The following is a 14681-nucleotide window of genomic DNA, read 5'->3' on the forward strand; positions in this document are numbered from 1 at the left end:
GCGCAGTTTTCAGCTGCGCGGCCCCGGGTCGCTTTCGACGTCGTCGCCTCAGCGCGGCTGTCGAAGGGTCAACTACCGTCGAGCGGTTTTGGCTGGCGCCGACCTGTTCTTGATAAAGCCCCAGACCACGAGGACTATCAGGGAGCCGACGAGGGCGAGCAGCCAGGTTTGCAGTGACCAGAACTCTTCCAGTCCAACGTTGAACAGCAGATTGCCGAGCAGTCCGCCCAGAAGGGCCCCGACAACGCCGAGGATCAGGGTGGAGAGCCACCCGCCGCCCTGCCTGCCCGGCAGAATCAGCTTTGCAATGGCGCCGATAATGAGGCCGAGGATGATGTAACCGAAGAAGCCCATGATCACTCCTTAAGTGATTCTTTTAAACTTCGCGATCCGTTTGGCAAACGTATGTCTGCCTCTTCTGACGCTACTCCGACCTAAGTAAAGTTATGCCGACGGGACAGTAATTTATTGGTAACGAACCCACCAACCTCCGCCCGCCACGAGTGGCCGACGCTGCTCGATTGAACGCCTGATGCGGCTCTGATGTCCGGGTCGGTAACCGAGTCTGGCCGGTGCGGCGAGCCGCGCGGCGTCGTTTGACCCCGAGGAAGTCGGTCCGAACCGGCATCGAAGGCGGGCCGAGGCGGCGGATTCCGTGACTTTGCGGCAAATTTCAGCCGATTTCCCATTTTGGCTTTTGTCGAGGGCGACACTGGGCTATGCTCGTGAGTGGGTCTGTTGTGGTCTCGCTTTGTTCATCCGGGAACGAGTGGCTTGCACTGCGGCCTGTACCCCCGACAGTCGGGGGTAAGTATTTGTTCCTGGAGGAACGTCATCGCTACTGGCACTGTAAAATGGTTTAACGCTGAAAAGGGCTTTGGATTCATCGCCCCCGACGACGGTGGCCCCGATGTGTTCGCACACTTCTCGGCTATCGCCTCTTCCGGCTACCGCTCACTGGACGAAAACCAGAAGGTGGAGTTCGAGATCACCCAGGGCCAGAAGGGCCCTCAGGCGGAAGACATTCGCCCGCTGTAACTAGTGGCCCCAAAAGCTGCTGTTAGTCAACGTTAGTTGGCAAAAGAACTCCCCGTCGCTCTAAGCGGCGGGGAGTTCTTTGTGTTCGCCCGGTTCAGTCCTTGCGGCTGAGATCAGTTCTTGCGGGTTCGTTCCCGCACTCGCTCGGTCAGCTCGCGCCACGGGCCCTGCAGGTCCTGCTCGGGTACCCGAGCCTCGTGTTCGGCCGCGACGATCAGATAGAGATACCGATCGGGTTGAGGCGAATCCGGCGTATGGTCCCATGGACACGAATCAACCAGTTGGCGCCAGTCGTCGAGTTCATCGTCGTCGGTTATCTCAATCGACCAGCGCTGGGTCATCCCGGTGACCCCGCCGGTGCGCGTCACGGTAATCTTCATGATTCCTCCCCGATGCCGACCTGTTGCCAGGCCGAACGCAGAGCCGTAACTTCCCTGGCTGACTCGCCGAAACGGTTGACCGCGGCGGAAACTGTTTCGGCGGAAAAGCGGGAAAAATCTGCATCGACTGGGAGCGAGTCGCCGGAGATCGTGTCGTACCAGACCTGACCGGCCGGCCCCCATCCGTAGCCGCCAAGAGCGGTTGCGAAAATGTAGAAGGCGCGGTTCGGGATGCCGGAATTCAGGTGCACCCCGCCGTTGTCCTCCTCGGTCTCGATGAAATCGTCCATATGCGCGGGTTGCGGATCTTTGCCAAGCACATCGTCGTCGTACGCCGTGCCCGGCGCGGACATCGAGCGCAGCGCGACTCCGGTGACCGCAGAGGTGAACAGACCCTCGCCGATCAGCCAGCTTGCCTCGGCGACGCTCTGCTTCCGGTGGTGCTGCTCGACCAGGGCGCCGAACACGTCGGATACCGACTCGTTGAGTGATCCGGACTGACCCTGGTAGGTCAGATTCGAGCTGTGCTGGGTGACTCCATGGCTGAGTTCGTGGCCAATTACGCTGAGGGAAGAGGTGAAACGATTGAACACCTCGCCGTCCCCGTCGCCGAAAACCATCTGGCTGCCGTCCCAGAAAGCATTATCGTATTCCTGGCCGTAATGAACCGTGGCGAGCAACGGCATCCCCCGGTCGTCGATCGATGACCGGCCGTAGGCATCGGCGAACAGATCATACGTCGCACCGAGACCGTCATAGGCCTCGTCCACCGCGAAATCCCCAGTGAAACCCTCGCCCTCCACCCTGACTGTCCGTCCTGGCAGTTCCTCGCGGCCGTCCGCGGTTGAAATTCTCCGGTCCGGTCCGGACGGAGCCGACGTTACTGCCGCCTGCCGCGTCACGCGTGCAGGTACGGACTCGAATCGTGCGGCCCGGAATGGCTCGTCGTTGAGTAATGACCTCCGCGCCGCCCGGGCAGCAATTGCGACTTTGTCCTGGCCGGCATCGGCAAGCGCGGTCAGAAGGTACGGCGGAACGATGGAGTTACGCATGGGGTAAGCCTGTCACATCACCCGGCTGACTGTCGTGCGTTCCACGAGCGATTTGGCTCGCGTTCCACGCACACGCTCGGCTTCAGCTGCCAAGCGGTTCCCGGTCGAACTGCCCGAACAGCCAGGAAACATCGCCGGCGACCTCCCGCGGGGCTGCGGCCCTGGTAAAGACAACCGCTGGCCCGGAGGCATTCGACACTGCCTTGCCCGCTACTGCCGCTTGCACGTTTACGATCCGGTCGTCCTGAGCCACATCGGCCTGCACCCGCAGGTGGGTTCCCTCCCGCAGGCCGAGCACCGGGATATCGTTCTCCTCCAGGTATTCGGACAGGCGGGTTTCCCGGCTCTCGCCGGCATGGGTGCTGGACGGGTCGGCGTCCAGAAAATGCGGATTGATCTGGAAGGGAACCAGGCCGAGTGTTTCGAAGCTCGGCGGTTCGACGATCGGCATGTCGTTCGTGGTCCGTAGTGTTGGCGCAGCGATGTTCGTACCGGCGCTTGCGCCGATATAGCGCGTGGTGCCGCTCCGCACCGCCAGGCGGAGCGCGGCCAGCAAAGCCGTTTCCTGGAGTGTTTTGGTAAGCCGGAATGTGTTGCCGCCGCCGACGAAGACGGCTTCAGCCTCCGCAAGTGCCGCCGCAGGGTCGGGAGCGTCGTGGATCCCGCGCACGGATGTGAAGGGCAATGCTTCCTGCACCGTCCGGGTGTAGCCGTCGTGGTCGGCCAGCGCGAACGGAATGAAGAGCAGTTCCGGAATGCCGGCGAGAAAATCCTCGACGAGTGCCTTGGCGTGCCCAAGGTAGTCGTCTCCCTTGTTGGTTGAGTTCGAGAGCAGCAGAAGTTCCAAAGTCGGTGTCCTTAGTTGATGGTCGTTGGCTGACGGTTCTAGCGACGGCGTTTGGCCGGTATTTTCTGCAGGAGTGGGCCGGTCAGTCGCCGTTCTATTTGCTCGGCGGTGTCCCGAAGTGCGCTCAGGTTCGACGTCGGTTCACCAAGGACCTCCTCGGCGCCACCAAGGCTTACGCTGCCGAATATCTCGCCGTGCAACCGTAGCGGAACGGCCAGAGTAGCCACGCCGGCGTCGTATTCACCCACGGTGAAGCAGTAGTCCTGTTGCCGTGTCTGCTGGAACTGTTCCTCAAGTTCGTCGGCTTCGACTACAGTCCGATCGGTGAACCGTGCCATCGGCCGGCCGCGAAACAGCCGAACCCGTTCCTCATCCGAAATGAACGCAAAGTATGCCTTGCTGGTTGCCCCCGCGTGCGCCGGATATAGTTCGCCAACGAGCGGGTAGTAACGCAGCGGACCCGTCGGCCCGTCGACAGCGGCCACGCATCGCATATGGAAGTTGTCCGGGACGGCGAGCAAAGCGCTCGCGCGGCTCAGTGCGCTTAGTTCCGCCAGCAATGGCTCGACCATGACCCGCAGCGAACCGGACCTGTCCCAGATCCGGCCAAGCTGCATAGCGGCGGGCCCGATCCGATATCGCCGGGTGCTGCTATCGCCGACCAGGAAGCCCCGGTGGGCAAGAGTCGCCAGCACTCGCTGGGCGATCGATTTATCCCAGCCGAACTCGGCGGCAACCTCGGTGACACCCCACTCGTGCCGGTTCCGGTCGAATCCGAGCAGGACCAGCAGCGCGCGATCGGCGGTCTGCAGCAGGCCTGGCGGCGTGGCTCGATCGGTTCCGAATCCCTGACTAGTCATCTTTGCCTTCCAGATGAGTTGTGAATAACGGGAAAGTGTTGCTAATTAAGGTATCAACCTCACACGCTGGAACCAACAGCACCTACAAAAGTCCCACCGTGGCGGCGTTACCGCGCCGGACTTTTCGGTGCGAAGCCAGAAGAATTGCCAACCGCCCCTACCGTGTCGGCCCCTGTCCCGAGACGGTAAGCGGAGGCTCGCCCAGCCAGAGAGATACAGATGCTCAATCACGTCATCGCAATTTCAGATCTGCTCGACAACCCGTCCGTCGACGGTCACGCAGTAGCCGATCACCTCGCCGGCCTGGCCGGCGGAACCGGAATCAAGCCCGAAGTTTCAACTGTTACCGGAGATCGGGGCAGCACGGATTTCGTCAAGGTCGTTGTGCCGGGAACATCCGGCAAGACGGCGGGCGGCGCCGCGCCGACGCTCGGGGTGATCGGGCGGCTCGGTGGCATTGGCGCCAGGCCGGAGATCGTCGGACTGGTTTCCGATGCCGACGGCGCAGTTTCGGCCCTATCGGTTGCCGCAAAGCTGCTGGTGATGGCGGCCAGAGGCGACCGGCTGGCCGGTGATGTGATTGTGGCGACGCACGTGTGTCCCGACGCACCGACGTTGCCGCATGAACCTGTGCCGTTCATGGATTCCCCCGTGGACATCGCCACTATGAATGCCTATGAAGTCGGTGATGACATGGATGCGGTGTTGTCCATCGACACCACCAAGGGCAACCGGGTGGTCAATCACCGCGGAATAGCGTTGTCTCCGACGGTGAAAGAAGGCTACATTCTGCGGGTCAGCGAAGACTTGCTCAGCGTGTTGGCGACCGTGACTGGCGAATTGCCGGTTACCTACCCGATTACGATTCAGGACATCACGCCGTACGGCAACGGAGCACACCACCTGAACTCAATCCTTCAGCCGGCGACGGCCACGACCGCTCCGGTGGTCGGCCTGGCCATTACCGCGGCGAGCGCGGTAGCAGGATGCGCGACCGGTGCGAGTCACGAGGCCGACATCGCCGCCGCAGCGCGTTTCGGTCTTGAAACGGCGAAGGCATTCGGCGACGGCACCCTGCACTTCCACGACCAAACGGAATTCCGGCATCTGGTCTCGCTGTACGGATCGCTTGCACATTTTCAGACCCTCGGCATGCAAAGAAGCGGCAAGGAGTAACACCATGGCAAAAATTGGCAATGACGATTATTCGCTATCCCGGGTACCCAGGGATAAACGCTACGGCTTCGGCTCCATGCTGATGCAGTGGCTGGCGCAGTCCGGTTCGCTCTCGCAGTTCGTATTGGGCGCTACCATCGGGCTGGGGATGACGTTCAAGGACGCTTTCCTCGCCTTTACCCTTGGCGCCGTCATTCTGGAGCTGGTTATCTTCGCCGTGGGCCTGGCCGGTCAACGCGAAGGCCTCAGCATGACAATGCTGACCCGGTTTGCCGGGTTCGGTCGCAATGGTTCCGCGCTTGTCAGCCTGGTGATAGCCGTAAGCCTGATCGGCTGGTTCGGCGTGCAGAACGGTATCTTCGGCAACTCGATGAGCGCCCTGGTCGGCGGCCAGCCGTGGGTCTGGTGCACAATCGCGGGAGCCGGGCTGACCCTGTTGGTGATGTACGGCTTCAAAATCATGATGTGGGTCGCCCGAATAGCCGTCCCACTGTTCTTCGGCCTCGTCGCATGGAGCGTCGGCAGCGAACTGTTCAACCACTCGTTCACCGAACTGATCAATTCTCCGCCGTCCGGAGAACTGATCTCCATTCCGGCGGCGGCGACGATTATCGCCGGCGGCTACATGACCGGTGCGATCGTGGCACCGGACATGACCCGCTTCAACCGCAAGGGCTGGCACGTTGCCGCGCAGAGCTCGTGCTCAATGATCCTCAGCGAGTACATCGTCGGCATGACCGGCGTGATGCTCGGGCACATAGTCGGCACATCCGATGTCACCAACATCGTGCTGAGCACGTCCGGTTTCGCCGGACTGATCATCGTGATCCTGGCGACCGCCAAGATCAACGACTGGAACCTCTACGGCGGTTCGCTCGGCGTGGTGAACTTCAGCCAGGTTGTCTTCGGTAAGAAACTGCATCGCGGTGTTGTCACAGTCGCCATCGGTGCTGCGGGCACGGTGCTTTCGGCGATCGGGTTCCTCGACCACTTCAAGGACTTCCTGTCGATACTCGGCGTCGCGATCCCGCCGATCGGCGGCATCATCGTGGCCGAATACTGGATCGTCCGGCGGCAGCGCCCCGCGCTCGACGAGACTAGGGCAGACGGCGTCGTACCAGGAGTGGTACCGACCTGGATTCCGATGTCGCTGCTTATCTGGGCCGCCGCCTTCGCAGTCGGCATGTTTGTCGACGTCGGCATCCCGGCGCTGAACTCACTGCTCGCGGCGTTGATTCTCTACGTCGTGCTTGGCAAGCTCGGCCTGGTTCGATCGGTAGGAACAACCATCCTGGAGCGCCCAACGGCGGCGACCCCGGAAGAAGTGAGGTCATAAATGTCGACGAACGTCGCACCCGAGGTAACGAGCAGGACGATCGATGCGGAGGCTGAGGTGGTTGGCCTCTGCCAGGATCTGATCCGATTCGACACGTCGAATCCCACCAGTACCGAGCGCGCGGCAGCGGATTACGTCGCGGCGAAGCTCGCCGAGGCCGGCATCGAATCAGAACTGATCGAGTCCGAGCCCGGGCGGGCCAGTGTGTTTGCGCGGATTGCAGGCGAGGACCCCTCTCGGGGGGCCTTGTTGCTGCATAGCCACCTCGACGTAGTTCCGGCCGACCCCGCCGACTGGCAGGTTGATCCGTTTGCCGGCGAGATTCGTGACGGCTACCTCTGGGGCCGCGGCGCGATCGACATGAAAGACACCGTCGCAGTGTTCCTCGCAACGGCGCGGGAGTTGGTTTCCAGTGGCTCCCGGCCACCGCGGGACATAGTGCTGGCGTTCCTCGCCGACGAGGAGGCGGGCGGCAAACTTGGCAGCCAATGGCTGGTGGCGAACCGTCCGGAGCTGTTCGAGGGCGTGACCGAGGCGATCGGCGAGGGCGGCGGCTTCTCCTATCCGCTGGATGATCGGCGTCGGCTGTATCCGATCGAGAACGCACAGCGCGGCCAGGCGTGGCTAAGGCTCACTGCCCGGGGCCGGGCCGGTCACGGTTCCTCGCCGAATGAAGAGAACGCGGTCACCGCCCTAGCGGATGCGATTAGCCGAATAGGACATCATAAATTCCCGATACGGCTGATCGATTCGGTGCGCGGGTTGTTGGAGCGCGTCGCGGAGATCCGGGGAGTCGTCTTCGACGCTGACGATATCGAAGCGAGTCTCGACCGGTTGGGCCCGGATATCCGCGAGTTGGTTGAAGTAGTTCTGCGGAACTCGGCGAACCCGACAATGGCTCAGGCTGGCTATCAGATCAACGTCATACCTGGGGTGGCGACGGCTGGCGTCGATGGCCGGTTTCTGCCGGGCCAGGAGGAGGCCTTCCTCGCTGAGCTGGACTCGCTGCTGCAGGAGTCGGTGACCCGAGAGTTCATCCACCGCGACATCGCGATGGAGACCTCATACCAGGTGCCGCTCGTCGAAGCCATGGCCTCCGCCTTGATCGCCGAAGACCCGGATGGCATTCCGACCCCGTACTGCAACCCCGGCGGGACCGATGCCAAAGCGTTGAGCAAGCTGGGCATCAACTGTTATGGCTTCAAGGGTTTGCGGATGCCGCATGATCTTGACTACGCCCGGCTGTTCCACGGCGTCGATGAGCGGGTGCCACTCGATGGACTGACGTTCGGTGTGCGGGTGATGCGGCGGTTGCTGGCGGCGTGCTAGGAGCTCATCCTGCTGTGCCTGCTGAAGCGGACCGCGCTTCGGACGCTCTTACTCCTGTGCCTGCGGATGCGGACCGCGTTTCGGAAGCGGACCGTGTTGCAGTAAGTGGCCCTGCTTCACCTGCTTTTGCCTGCGGTAGCCGCTGGCGGAGGCAGGTGGAACAGGGTCAGAAATTGGACTACTACATTCGGTCGCTTTCGCTGTGGTTCAACTGTCACTGTCGTTCGATGAGTCCGCGAAGGAATGCGGCCTGCCCGGCATGCTGAAGGTCGTCCGAGATAACACTGACCAGGCGGACGCCGATCGTGACGGGCGGGTCCCATGAGTCATCGATAATCCGGTCCAGGTCGTTATCGCCATGCCTGCCGATGATCGCGCGGGTCTGTTCGACGGTGTCGTCGAGGTAGCCGGTCAGCAGTTCCGCGGAGATGCCGCGTACCGCGCCGACGTCCGTGGAACTGTGCCCGAAGCCGGTGTCGGTGGGATCAAATGGCAGCGCGAAGCGGTTGGCCCAATCAGCCGAAGTCCAGATCTGCTCAGTGCCTTCGAGGTCCGCAAGGTGGTCGTCCTGGACCCTGGTCAGGTGCCAGACGAGCCAGGCAATGGAGTTCGCGTCGCCGTCCGGCCGGTACGCCAGCTGGTCCTGAGTCAGTCCGGCGCAGACGTCGTGGACAGTTTCCTGGATCCGGCCGAAGGCCTCCGTCAATACTTGGCTGGAATTCATATTCGCTCCGCTGCTCGTTGGGTGTTTCCGTTCGCCAAACCTACTTGTCTGCCAACGTGCTTGTCTGCCAAAGTCCCGTTTGCCAACCTACTTGTCTGCCAACGTCCCGTTTGCCAAACCTACTTGTCAGCCAACGTAGTTGTCAGCGGACGTCCCGTTTGCCAAACCTACTTATCTGCCGAGACCGCGCCTCGCATGGTGCGCAGGATGAGGTCCAGGGTGTCGTGTTTGGTGGCGCCGTCGTTGACCTGGCTCCAGCCGGCGTAGAGCAGGGACCACATCATCGTCTGAATCCACCTGGGTGACATCTGCGGATCGATGCTTCCGTCGTTGTGCCCACGGATCACGACCGCGGCAACGGGATCGTCGTCACCTTCATCGCAGCCCCAGGCCTCATCCGGGATTGTGACGAGTTCGGTAAACACCACGTTGAGCAGGTCACCAAGTTCGAAGTACTCCCGACACATCCGGCGCAGTGCCTCGGAGCCGGTGCCCTCACCGATGCGGGCACGTTCGATTGCGCCGCCAAGGCCGGAGACAACTTCGGAGCTGATGGCCTCCAACAAGTTCGACCGGTCGGGGAAGTAGCGGTGCAGGGTGGTCCTTCCGACGCCGGCACCCGAGGCGACATCCCCGAGGGTGGCCGACGCATCCCGGCCCATCACCCGTATCGCGGCTTCGATAATTGCGTTCCGGGTGCGCGAGCGAGCGCCAGACGCCGGTAGCTGCTCCACAGTCATGCCCTAATGCTAACAACTAGATCCAATACGAAGCATCCATTGACATAATTGGAACATGTCTGTTCCAATTGATCGATGAGAACCCACGAGTCGCGCTTTCCTCGGCTTCGGATCCTGTGGACTTTCGTCCGCCCGCACTGGCGAGTGCTGGCAGTGGGGCTCGCGCTTGGTTTGGCCTCCACTGCGATGGCGCTTGCCTCGCCCATGGTGACCAAATGGGTGCTCGATTCGCTCGGCGCCTCAACCTCGCTCGTCCAGCCGATATCGGTGTTGCTTGGCCTGCTCATTCTCGGCTCGGCGGTCGGTTACTTCCAATGGGTTCTGCTCGGAACTCTGGCCGAGAACATCGTGCTGGACGCAAGGACGTCCATGATTCGGAAGTTTCTTAACGCCAAGGTCGGTGAGGTCACCAAGCGCCCGAGCGGCGAACTGGTAACCCGGGTGACTTCGGACACCGTGCTGTTGCGCGAAGCCACGTCCTCGAGCGTTGTCGAACTGGTTAACGGAGTGATAGCCCTGTTCGGGACGCTGCTGATGATGGCATTCCTCGACCTGGCGTTGCTGGGGACGACGATCACGGCAATAGCCGTTGTCGCAGTCCTGATCGGCATGCTGATGCCGGGGATCGCAAAGGCCCAGGAGAAGGCGCAGGAATCGATCGGCAATCTCGGCGGCGCACTGGAAGGTGCGCTGCGTGCCATCCGGACCGTCAAAGCGTCGATGGCCGAAGAGCGGCAGGCGGATTCGATTATTATGAACGCCCGGCTGTCGGCGAATCACAGCATTCGATCGGTGAAGCGCGAGGCAATTGCCTGGACTTTCTCCGGGGCCGGGATCCAGTTGGCGATCATCGTGATCCTGGGATTCGGCGCCTGGAGGGTGAGTCAGGGCGTGCTGGAAGTCTCGTCGCTGATCGCATTCCTGTTATATGCCTTCAACCTGATGTGGCCGATCATGGGCCTGACGCAGAACGTGTCCACCTTGCAGTCGGGGATTGCCGCGGCGGGGCGGATCCGGGAGATCGAGGTGATTGAACCAGAGATCGGAGGATCGACATCGCCGCCAGCGGAAGCCCCAGCCGGAAATCCGCAGCGTGATCCGGATCAAACCGCGGCGATTCTAGCGCTGTCGAACGTCACTGCCGGGTATGGGCCCGAGTCCGAGCCGGCGATTCGTGGCATTGACCTTGCGATTCCGCGGCGCGGGCACACAGCGATTGTCGGTCCGTCCGGAGCGGGAAAGACGACGTTGTTCTCGCTGATCCTGCGGTTTCTCGAACCACAGGAGGGAGAGCTGCTGCTTGACGGGCAACCGTACTCGGCGCTCTCAAACCACGGCATCCGCGCCCGCCTCGCGTATGTGGAGCAGGAGACCCCGATGGTGCCTGGCACGATTCGGGACAATCTACTCTTTACCCACCCCGATGCCTCGGAATCCGAGGTGCGTACCGCGTTGCGGGAGGTCAGGCTGGAGGAGAAAATTGATTCACTGCCGGACGGCGTTGAGACTTCGCTGTCCTCCTCGGCAGTTTCGGGCGGACAGCGGCAGCGGATCGCCCTCGCCCGGGCAATCATGCGCACGCCGGATGTTCTGCTGCTCGACGAGGCAACCGCTCAGGTGGACGGTCTCACCGAGGCCGCGATCCACGACTGCATCCGGGATCGTGCCTCGACGGGAGCGGTGGTGACCATTGCTCATCGGCTCTCCACTGTGATCGATGCCGACACCATCGTGGTGATGGAGAACGGCCGGATCAGGGATCGCGGCACGCATGACGAGCTCTTGACGAGGGACGAGCTTTATCGGGACCTGGTCAAGGCGTTGCGGATCGAGTCCGTTGCCGCCGGTTCTGACCTTCGGTTCTGACCTGCGTCCTGTCGTAGCGGTACACGATAATCACGGCAAGCAGCCCCAGTGTCAGGCCGGCAATAGTTTGTACTCCCAGCGGCTCGCCGAAGGCAAGGGCACCCCAGATCGTCGTCACCGGGGCCATCAGGAACATCAGCGTATTGACTTTCGTGACGCCGGAGCGGTTGAGGATTATCCAGTAGAGGCCATAGCCGCCGAAGGTTGAGAGGATAACCAGCCAGCCGATGGCCAGCCAGAATGAAGGTTCTGCCGGCGGTACGGCGTTACCGGTCGAGATGGCCAGAACGGAGAATATCGCCGCGCTCGTGGTGCAGTGAATGAGCAGCGTGGGCAGCGGGGCCAGGGAGGTTTCGAAACCGCGCTCGATGAACGTCGCGGCTATCAGGCAGAACATTCCCACGAACGGAACGGCATATGCCCACCAGGCAACTCCGGCCGATGCCGAGGCGTCGGCCGTGGTGACGACGATGACACCGGCCAGGCCGAGGCAGAAGCCGAGCCACTGCCTGGCAGAAATATGTTGCTTGAGCAGTGGCCCGGCGAGGGCTCCCGCGACGAGCGGTTGCGTGCCGTCGATCAGCGCGGTGGTTCCGCTGGAGACGCCCAGCTGGATCGCGTAGTACACCGTGAGCAGGTAACCGCTCTGCGAGAGGATCCCTATCGCCGCCTGCCGACCCAGTTCGGCGGACCCGAGGGCTCGAAAGGCGTTCCGCTGGACCGCGAAGACGACAACGGCCAGCAGGAGAGTCAGTGGCAGGAAGCGCCACATCAGGATCGTGCTGGCATCAGCCGAACCGGCACCGAGCTTGGCGCCGATGAAGCCGGAACTCCAGCAGATGACGAATGCGGCGGCCAGCAGCAGATTCATGGGAACTCCAGAACTAAACAGATCGGTTTACTTGCTTTGCTCTGAGTATACAGATCGGTTTACACTGAGCAAATGACAGATGTAGCTGCGCCGAAACGAGTCGCGATCACCCCGGCTGCCCGGCGAATCCTCGACGCTGCATCCCGGCTCTTCTACGACAAGGGAATCCATGCCGTCGGGGTGGACCTGATCGCGGCCGAGTCAGGAGTGACCAAAAAGACGTTGTACGACCGCTTTGGTTCGAAGGATCAGTTGGTGACCGAGTATCTGCTGACCCGGGACGAAGCCTGGCGCGCGTTCCTCGGCGACCGGCTGGCCCGAGTCGTCGATGATCCGGTCGAGCGCCTGGCCGAGATCTTTAACGTGGCTCGGGACTGGATGGACGCGAAAAGTCCTCGGGGCTGCAGCATGGTCAATGCCCACGCGGAAATCACCGATCCGCAGCACCCCGCGTTCCGGATCATGGCAGACCAGAAACGCTGGATGCTCGAGCTTTTCATCAGCTCGGCGCGCGATTGCGGCGTCGCGGAACCGGAGGCAGTTGGCGAACTGCTGATGTTGCTTCATGAGGGCGCGCTGGTGGCGCACGGCATGTCGATCTTCGCCGATCCGATCGGGCGGGCAAGCGCGGAAGCCCGCCGCCTGGTCGGCGCGTAGCGGCTTCCGTGCTTCCGACGACTCTGACAGAGTGGTCGGTATGGAGCAGAAAGCGCATTTCGTCACCGTCGCCACCAGCGATCTCGACGAGGCCCGGGAGTTCTATGTGACCGGCCTCGGCTGGTTGCCCACCCTCGACGTTCCGGGTGAGATCATCTTCTTCCAGGTCGGCCACGGCCTGATGCTCGGCCTGTTCGATGCGCGGAAGTTTGCCGCGGACCTTAATGTCTCGGGTTCCGCCGCTACGGCCAGCGCGCCTAATCCGAGTGGATTCACCCTCTCGCATAACGTCGACAGCCCGGCCGCCGTCGACAAGGTGATGGCCGACGCGGCAACCGCGGGGGCAACGATCCTGAAGACCGCGCAGCCTGCCGATTTCGGTGGTTACCACGGCCATTTCGCCGATCCGAACGGTGCCGTGTGGGAGGTTGCGCACAATCCGGCCTGGCGGGTTGAAGACGACGGAACTGTCGTGCTCGGCACCCCCAATGACTAGCGTCAGCACTCAGCAGCGCCGGCGACTCCGCGATCCCAGCCTGCGACTGGGCGCCTTGGCATGGGGGCTTTCAGTTCTCTACTTCGCGGCCCAGATCATCGCCGCCCTGGCCTGGCCGCGACCGTACGACGTCCTGCACCACACGATCAGCGCGCTTGGCTATACCAGCTGCGCCTCGGTCACCAACGCAGGCGATGTCCATTACTATTGCTCGCCGCTGCACCCGGTTATGAACGCAGGCTTCATCTGGCTGGGCGTGACAACGATCGCTGGTGCGGTCTGGCTCCGGCGACTCTGGTCGCCGCCGCGTTCCTCGGCGATCGACCGTTGCATCCTTGCGCTGTTCATCGTCTGCGGTATCAGCATGATCGCGACCGGGCTGGCGCCGGGCGATGTCGACATCCGGCTGCACCTGCTTGCGGCGGGCCCGTCATTCATCTGTCAGCACATTGCACTCGCGTTGGTAGCCATCCGGGTTCGGCGGACCCATCGAACCATGGCGCTGCTCACCGGGTTGTGTGCGCTGCTTGGCCTGGTCGGCACCATGCTGCTCTACGCGCCCAATGAATGGGGGCTGCCGTTTGGACTGATGGAACGTATTGCCATCGAGACGATGAAGGTCTGGATGCTCGGCATCGCCGGCCACGCGATGTTCCGCTTGCGCCGCGAGACCGGCGTAGTTCTGTAGCGATAGTGCTGAGGTCGGCAGGTCGATGCTGCTTCCGGCTAGCAGGGACCGAGCTTGAGCGCTAGCTTGTCTACGCCGCCCTGAATCATCCGGCCATAGCCGTCGTCCGGTAAGTGGCTTAGCGACTCTTCGGCGAGCTGCAGGTGTTCGCGGGCTGCTTCGTCCTGGCGGAGTCTGTTATAGACATCGGCGAGGTTCAAGTGCAGCGACGGCAGGAATCCCCGGACCTGCAGCGCCTCGTCGAACTGCTGCGCACGGTCGTCGGTGAGGTCGCCGGCCGCCTGCAGGGCGCGCTGATCCCAATCCAGCTCCCTAGCGATGTCGTCCTGCAGGTCCGCCGCGTGGTGGGCAAGTACGCAGCGGTGCAGCGGATCGCCGGTCGACCCGATTTCGGCCCACAGCTCTTCACAGCGTTCCCGCGCTTCGGCTCGGTCTCTCGATTGACCAAGTTCGATTGCTTGCTGGATACGGAACATCATCTCGTCGTGTGTGGGCGCCATCTGATCCATCTGCTCCATCCCATCCATCTGCTTCCCTTGCTCCGTCGGAGGCGGGTTGTTGTTCATGATTACCGGCGCGAGGTCAGCCGACGGCGGGCGTTGGGGCCGACCCGCTTGAGGC

The 14681-nt window shown here is 62.4% G+C and carries 17 protein-coding genes; 8 read left to right on the forward strand and 9 right to left on the reverse strand.

Features of this window, described 5'->3' with window-relative positions; all coding sequences use genetic code 11:
* Nucleotides 1–72: 72 nt before the first annotated feature.
* Nucleotides 73–354, reverse strand: a complete 282-nt coding sequence (locus tag LWF01_RS18615) for a GlsB/YeaQ/YmgE family stress response membrane protein (protein WP_349638866.1) — start codon at nucleotides 352–354, stop codon at nucleotides 73–75.
* Between the two features lie 480 nt (nucleotides 355–834).
* Between LWF01_RS18615 and LWF01_RS18620 the strand changes: the two genes are divergently transcribed.
* On the forward strand, nucleotides 835–1038 hold the full coding sequence (locus LWF01_RS18620) for a cold-shock protein (RefSeq protein ID WP_349640959.1): 204 nt from the start codon (nucleotides 835–837) through the stop codon (nucleotides 1036–1038).
* A 113-nt stretch (nucleotides 1039–1151) separates the two neighbouring features.
* On the opposite strand, the gene LWF01_RS18625 is transcribed toward LWF01_RS18620, so the two are convergent.
* From LWF01_RS18625 to LWF01_RS18640, 4 genes are all read right to left on the reverse strand, one after another.
* Nucleotides 1152–1418 (reverse strand): protealysin inhibitor emfourin, encoded by a 267-nt coding sequence (locus tag LWF01_RS18625; protein WP_349638867.1) that lies wholly within the window; start codon nucleotides 1416–1418, stop codon nucleotides 1152–1154.
* Nucleotides 1415–2470, reverse strand: a complete 1056-nt coding sequence (locus LWF01_RS18630) for a M4 family metallopeptidase (protein ID WP_349638868.1) — start codon at nucleotides 2468–2470, stop codon at nucleotides 1415–1417. Before LWF01_RS18630 ends, LWF01_RS18625 begins: the two co-directional genes overlap by 4 nt.
* Nucleotides 2471–2552: 82 nt before the next feature.
* Nucleotides 2553–3317 carry a dipeptidase PepE gene (gene pepE / locus LWF01_RS18635; protein WP_349638869.1) on the reverse strand — a complete coding sequence of 255 codons (765 nt, stop codon included), beginning with the start codon at nucleotides 3315–3317 and terminating at the stop codon, nucleotides 2553–2555.
* Nucleotides 3318–3355: 38 nt separating this feature from the next.
* Entirely contained in the window at nucleotides 3356–4177 is an 822-nt protein-coding gene (locus tag LWF01_RS18640) for an IclR family transcriptional regulator (RefSeq protein WP_349638870.1), read from the reverse strand.
* A 219-nt stretch (nucleotides 4178–4396) separates the two neighbouring features.
* Between LWF01_RS18640 and LWF01_RS18645 the strand changes: the two genes are divergently transcribed.
* The 3 genes from LWF01_RS18645 to LWF01_RS18655 are packed head-to-tail and all read left to right on the forward strand — an operon-like array spanning nucleotide 4397 to nucleotide 8018.
* Nucleotides 4397–5353, forward strand: coding sequence for a DUF1177 domain-containing protein (locus tag LWF01_RS18645; RefSeq protein ID WP_349638871.1), 957 nt, complete (start codon nucleotides 4397–4399; stop codon nucleotides 5351–5353).
* 4 nt (nucleotides 5354–5357) lie between these two features.
* Entirely contained in the window at nucleotides 5358–6689 is a 1332-nt protein-coding gene (locus LWF01_RS18650) for a purine-cytosine permease family protein (protein WP_349638872.1), read from the forward strand.
* A complete protein-coding gene (locus LWF01_RS18655; protein ID WP_349638873.1) occupies nucleotides 6690–8018 on the forward strand; it encodes a M20/M25/M40 family metallo-hydrolase in 1329 nt (442 codons plus the stop codon). It begins immediately after the preceding gene.
* Nucleotides 8019–8232: 214 nt separating this feature from the next.
* Here LWF01_RS18655 and LWF01_RS18660 read toward each other — a convergent pair whose 3' ends face one another.
* Entirely contained in the window at nucleotides 8233–8742 is a 510-nt protein-coding gene (locus LWF01_RS18660) for a mycothiol transferase (RefSeq protein ID WP_349638874.1), read from the reverse strand.
* Nucleotides 8743–8909: 167 nt separating this feature from the next.
* The gene (locus LWF01_RS18665; protein WP_349638875.1) at nucleotides 8910–9482 is read right to left on the reverse strand and encodes a TetR/AcrR family transcriptional regulator; all 573 of its coding nucleotides are present in this window, start codon (nucleotides 9480–9482) and stop codon (nucleotides 8910–8912) included.
* A gap of 75 nt (nucleotides 9483–9557) precedes the next feature.
* Between LWF01_RS18665 and LWF01_RS18670 the strand changes: the two genes are divergently transcribed.
* A complete protein-coding gene (locus LWF01_RS18670) occupies nucleotides 9558–11348 on the forward strand; it encodes an ABC transporter ATP-binding protein (RefSeq protein ID WP_349638876.1) in 1791 nt (596 codons plus the stop codon).
* Here the strand turns inward: LWF01_RS18670 and LWF01_RS18675 are convergent.
* On the reverse strand, nucleotides 11296–12219 hold the full coding sequence (locus tag LWF01_RS18675; protein ID WP_349638877.1) for a DMT family transporter: 924 nt from the start codon (nucleotides 12217–12219) through the stop codon (nucleotides 11296–11298). The genes LWF01_RS18670 and LWF01_RS18675 overlap by 53 nt on opposite strands.
* 72 nt (nucleotides 12220–12291) lie before the next feature.
* Between LWF01_RS18675 and LWF01_RS18680 the strand changes: the two genes are divergently transcribed.
* The 3 genes from LWF01_RS18680 to LWF01_RS18690 are packed head-to-tail and all read left to right on the forward strand — an operon-like array spanning nucleotide 12292 to nucleotide 14060.
* Nucleotides 12292–12876 carry a TetR/AcrR family transcriptional regulator gene (locus tag LWF01_RS18680; RefSeq protein ID WP_349638878.1) on the forward strand — a complete coding sequence of 195 codons (585 nt, stop codon included), beginning with the start codon at nucleotides 12292–12294 and terminating at the stop codon, nucleotides 12874–12876.
* A 40-nt stretch (nucleotides 12877–12916) separates the two neighbouring features.
* Complete coding sequence (locus tag LWF01_RS18685; RefSeq protein WP_349638879.1) at nucleotides 12917–13372, forward strand: VOC family protein; 456 nt, start codon at nucleotides 12917–12919, stop codon at nucleotides 13370–13372.
* Nucleotides 13365–14060, forward strand: a complete 696-nt coding sequence (locus LWF01_RS18690; RefSeq protein WP_349638880.1) for a DUF998 domain-containing protein — start codon at nucleotides 13365–13367, stop codon at nucleotides 14058–14060. The genes LWF01_RS18685 and LWF01_RS18690 overlap by 8 nt, the downstream gene beginning before the upstream one ends.
* Nucleotides 14061–14098: 38 nt before the next feature.
* Here LWF01_RS18690 and LWF01_RS18695 read toward each other — a convergent pair whose 3' ends face one another.
* On the reverse strand, nucleotides 14099–14587 hold the full coding sequence (locus LWF01_RS18695) for a tetratricopeptide repeat protein (RefSeq protein ID WP_349638881.1): 489 nt from the start codon (nucleotides 14585–14587) through the stop codon (nucleotides 14099–14101).
* Nucleotides 14588–14681: the final 94 nt, after the last annotated feature.

It is taken from the genome of Saxibacter everestensis (assembly GCF_025787225.1).
Taxonomy (GTDB): Bacteria; Actinomycetota; Actinomycetes; order Actinomycetales; family Brevibacteriaceae; genus Saxibacter; species Saxibacter everestensis.

Bases quoted from the DNA above. Each gene is read 5' to 3' on its own strand.
- LWF01_RS18645 (WP_349638871.1), top strand. From the start codon at position 4,397: ATGCTCAATCACGTCATCGCAATTTCAGATCTGCTCGACAACCCGTCC.
- LWF01_RS18665 (WP_349638875.1), bottom strand. From the start codon at position 9,482: ATGACTGTGGAGCAGCTACCGGCGTCTGGCGCTCGCTCGCGCACCCGG.
- LWF01_RS18615 (WP_349638866.1), bottom strand. From the start codon at position 354: ATGGGCTTCTTCGGTTACATCATCCTCGGCCTCATTATCGGCGCCATT.
- LWF01_RS18650 (WP_349638872.1), top strand. From the start codon at position 5,358: ATGGCAAAAATTGGCAATGACGATTATTCGCTATCCCGGGTACCCAGG.
- LWF01_RS18690 (WP_349638880.1), top strand. From the start codon at position 13,365: ATGACTAGCGTCAGCACTCAGCAGCGCCGGCGACTCCGCGATCCCAGC.
- LWF01_RS18685 (WP_349638879.1), top strand. From the start codon at position 12,917: ATGGAGCAGAAAGCGCATTTCGTCACCGTCGCCACCAGCGATCTCGAC.
- LWF01_RS18640 (WP_349638870.1), bottom strand. From the start codon at position 4,177: ATGACTAGTCAGGGATTCGGAACCGATCGAGCCACGCCGCCAGGCCTG.
- LWF01_RS18625 (WP_349638867.1), bottom strand. From the start codon at position 1,418: ATGAAGATTACCGTGACGCGCACCGGCGGGGTCACCGGGATGACCCAG.
- LWF01_RS18680 (WP_349638878.1), top strand. From the start codon at position 12,292: ATGACAGATGTAGCTGCGCCGAAACGAGTCGCGATCACCCCGGCTGCC.
- LWF01_RS18675 (WP_349638877.1), bottom strand. From the start codon at position 12,219: ATGAATCTGCTGCTGGCCGCCGCATTCGTCATCTGCTGGAGTTCCGGC.
- LWF01_RS18655 (WP_349638873.1), top strand. From the start codon at position 6,690: ATGTCGACGAACGTCGCACCCGAGGTAACGAGCAGGACGATCGATGCG.
- LWF01_RS18670 (WP_349638876.1), top strand. From the start codon at position 9,558: ATGAGAACCCACGAGTCGCGCTTTCCTCGGCTTCGGATCCTGTGGACT.
- LWF01_RS18630 (WP_349638868.1), bottom strand. From the start codon at position 2,470: ATGCGTAACTCCATCGTTCCGCCGTACCTTCTGACCGCGCTTGCCGAT.
- LWF01_RS18660 (WP_349638874.1), bottom strand. From the start codon at position 8,742: ATGAATTCCAGCCAAGTATTGACGGAGGCCTTCGGCCGGATCCAGGAA.
- LWF01_RS18695 (WP_349638881.1), bottom strand. From the start codon at position 14,587: ATGGATGGGATGGAGCAGATGGATCAGATGGCGCCCACACACGACGAG.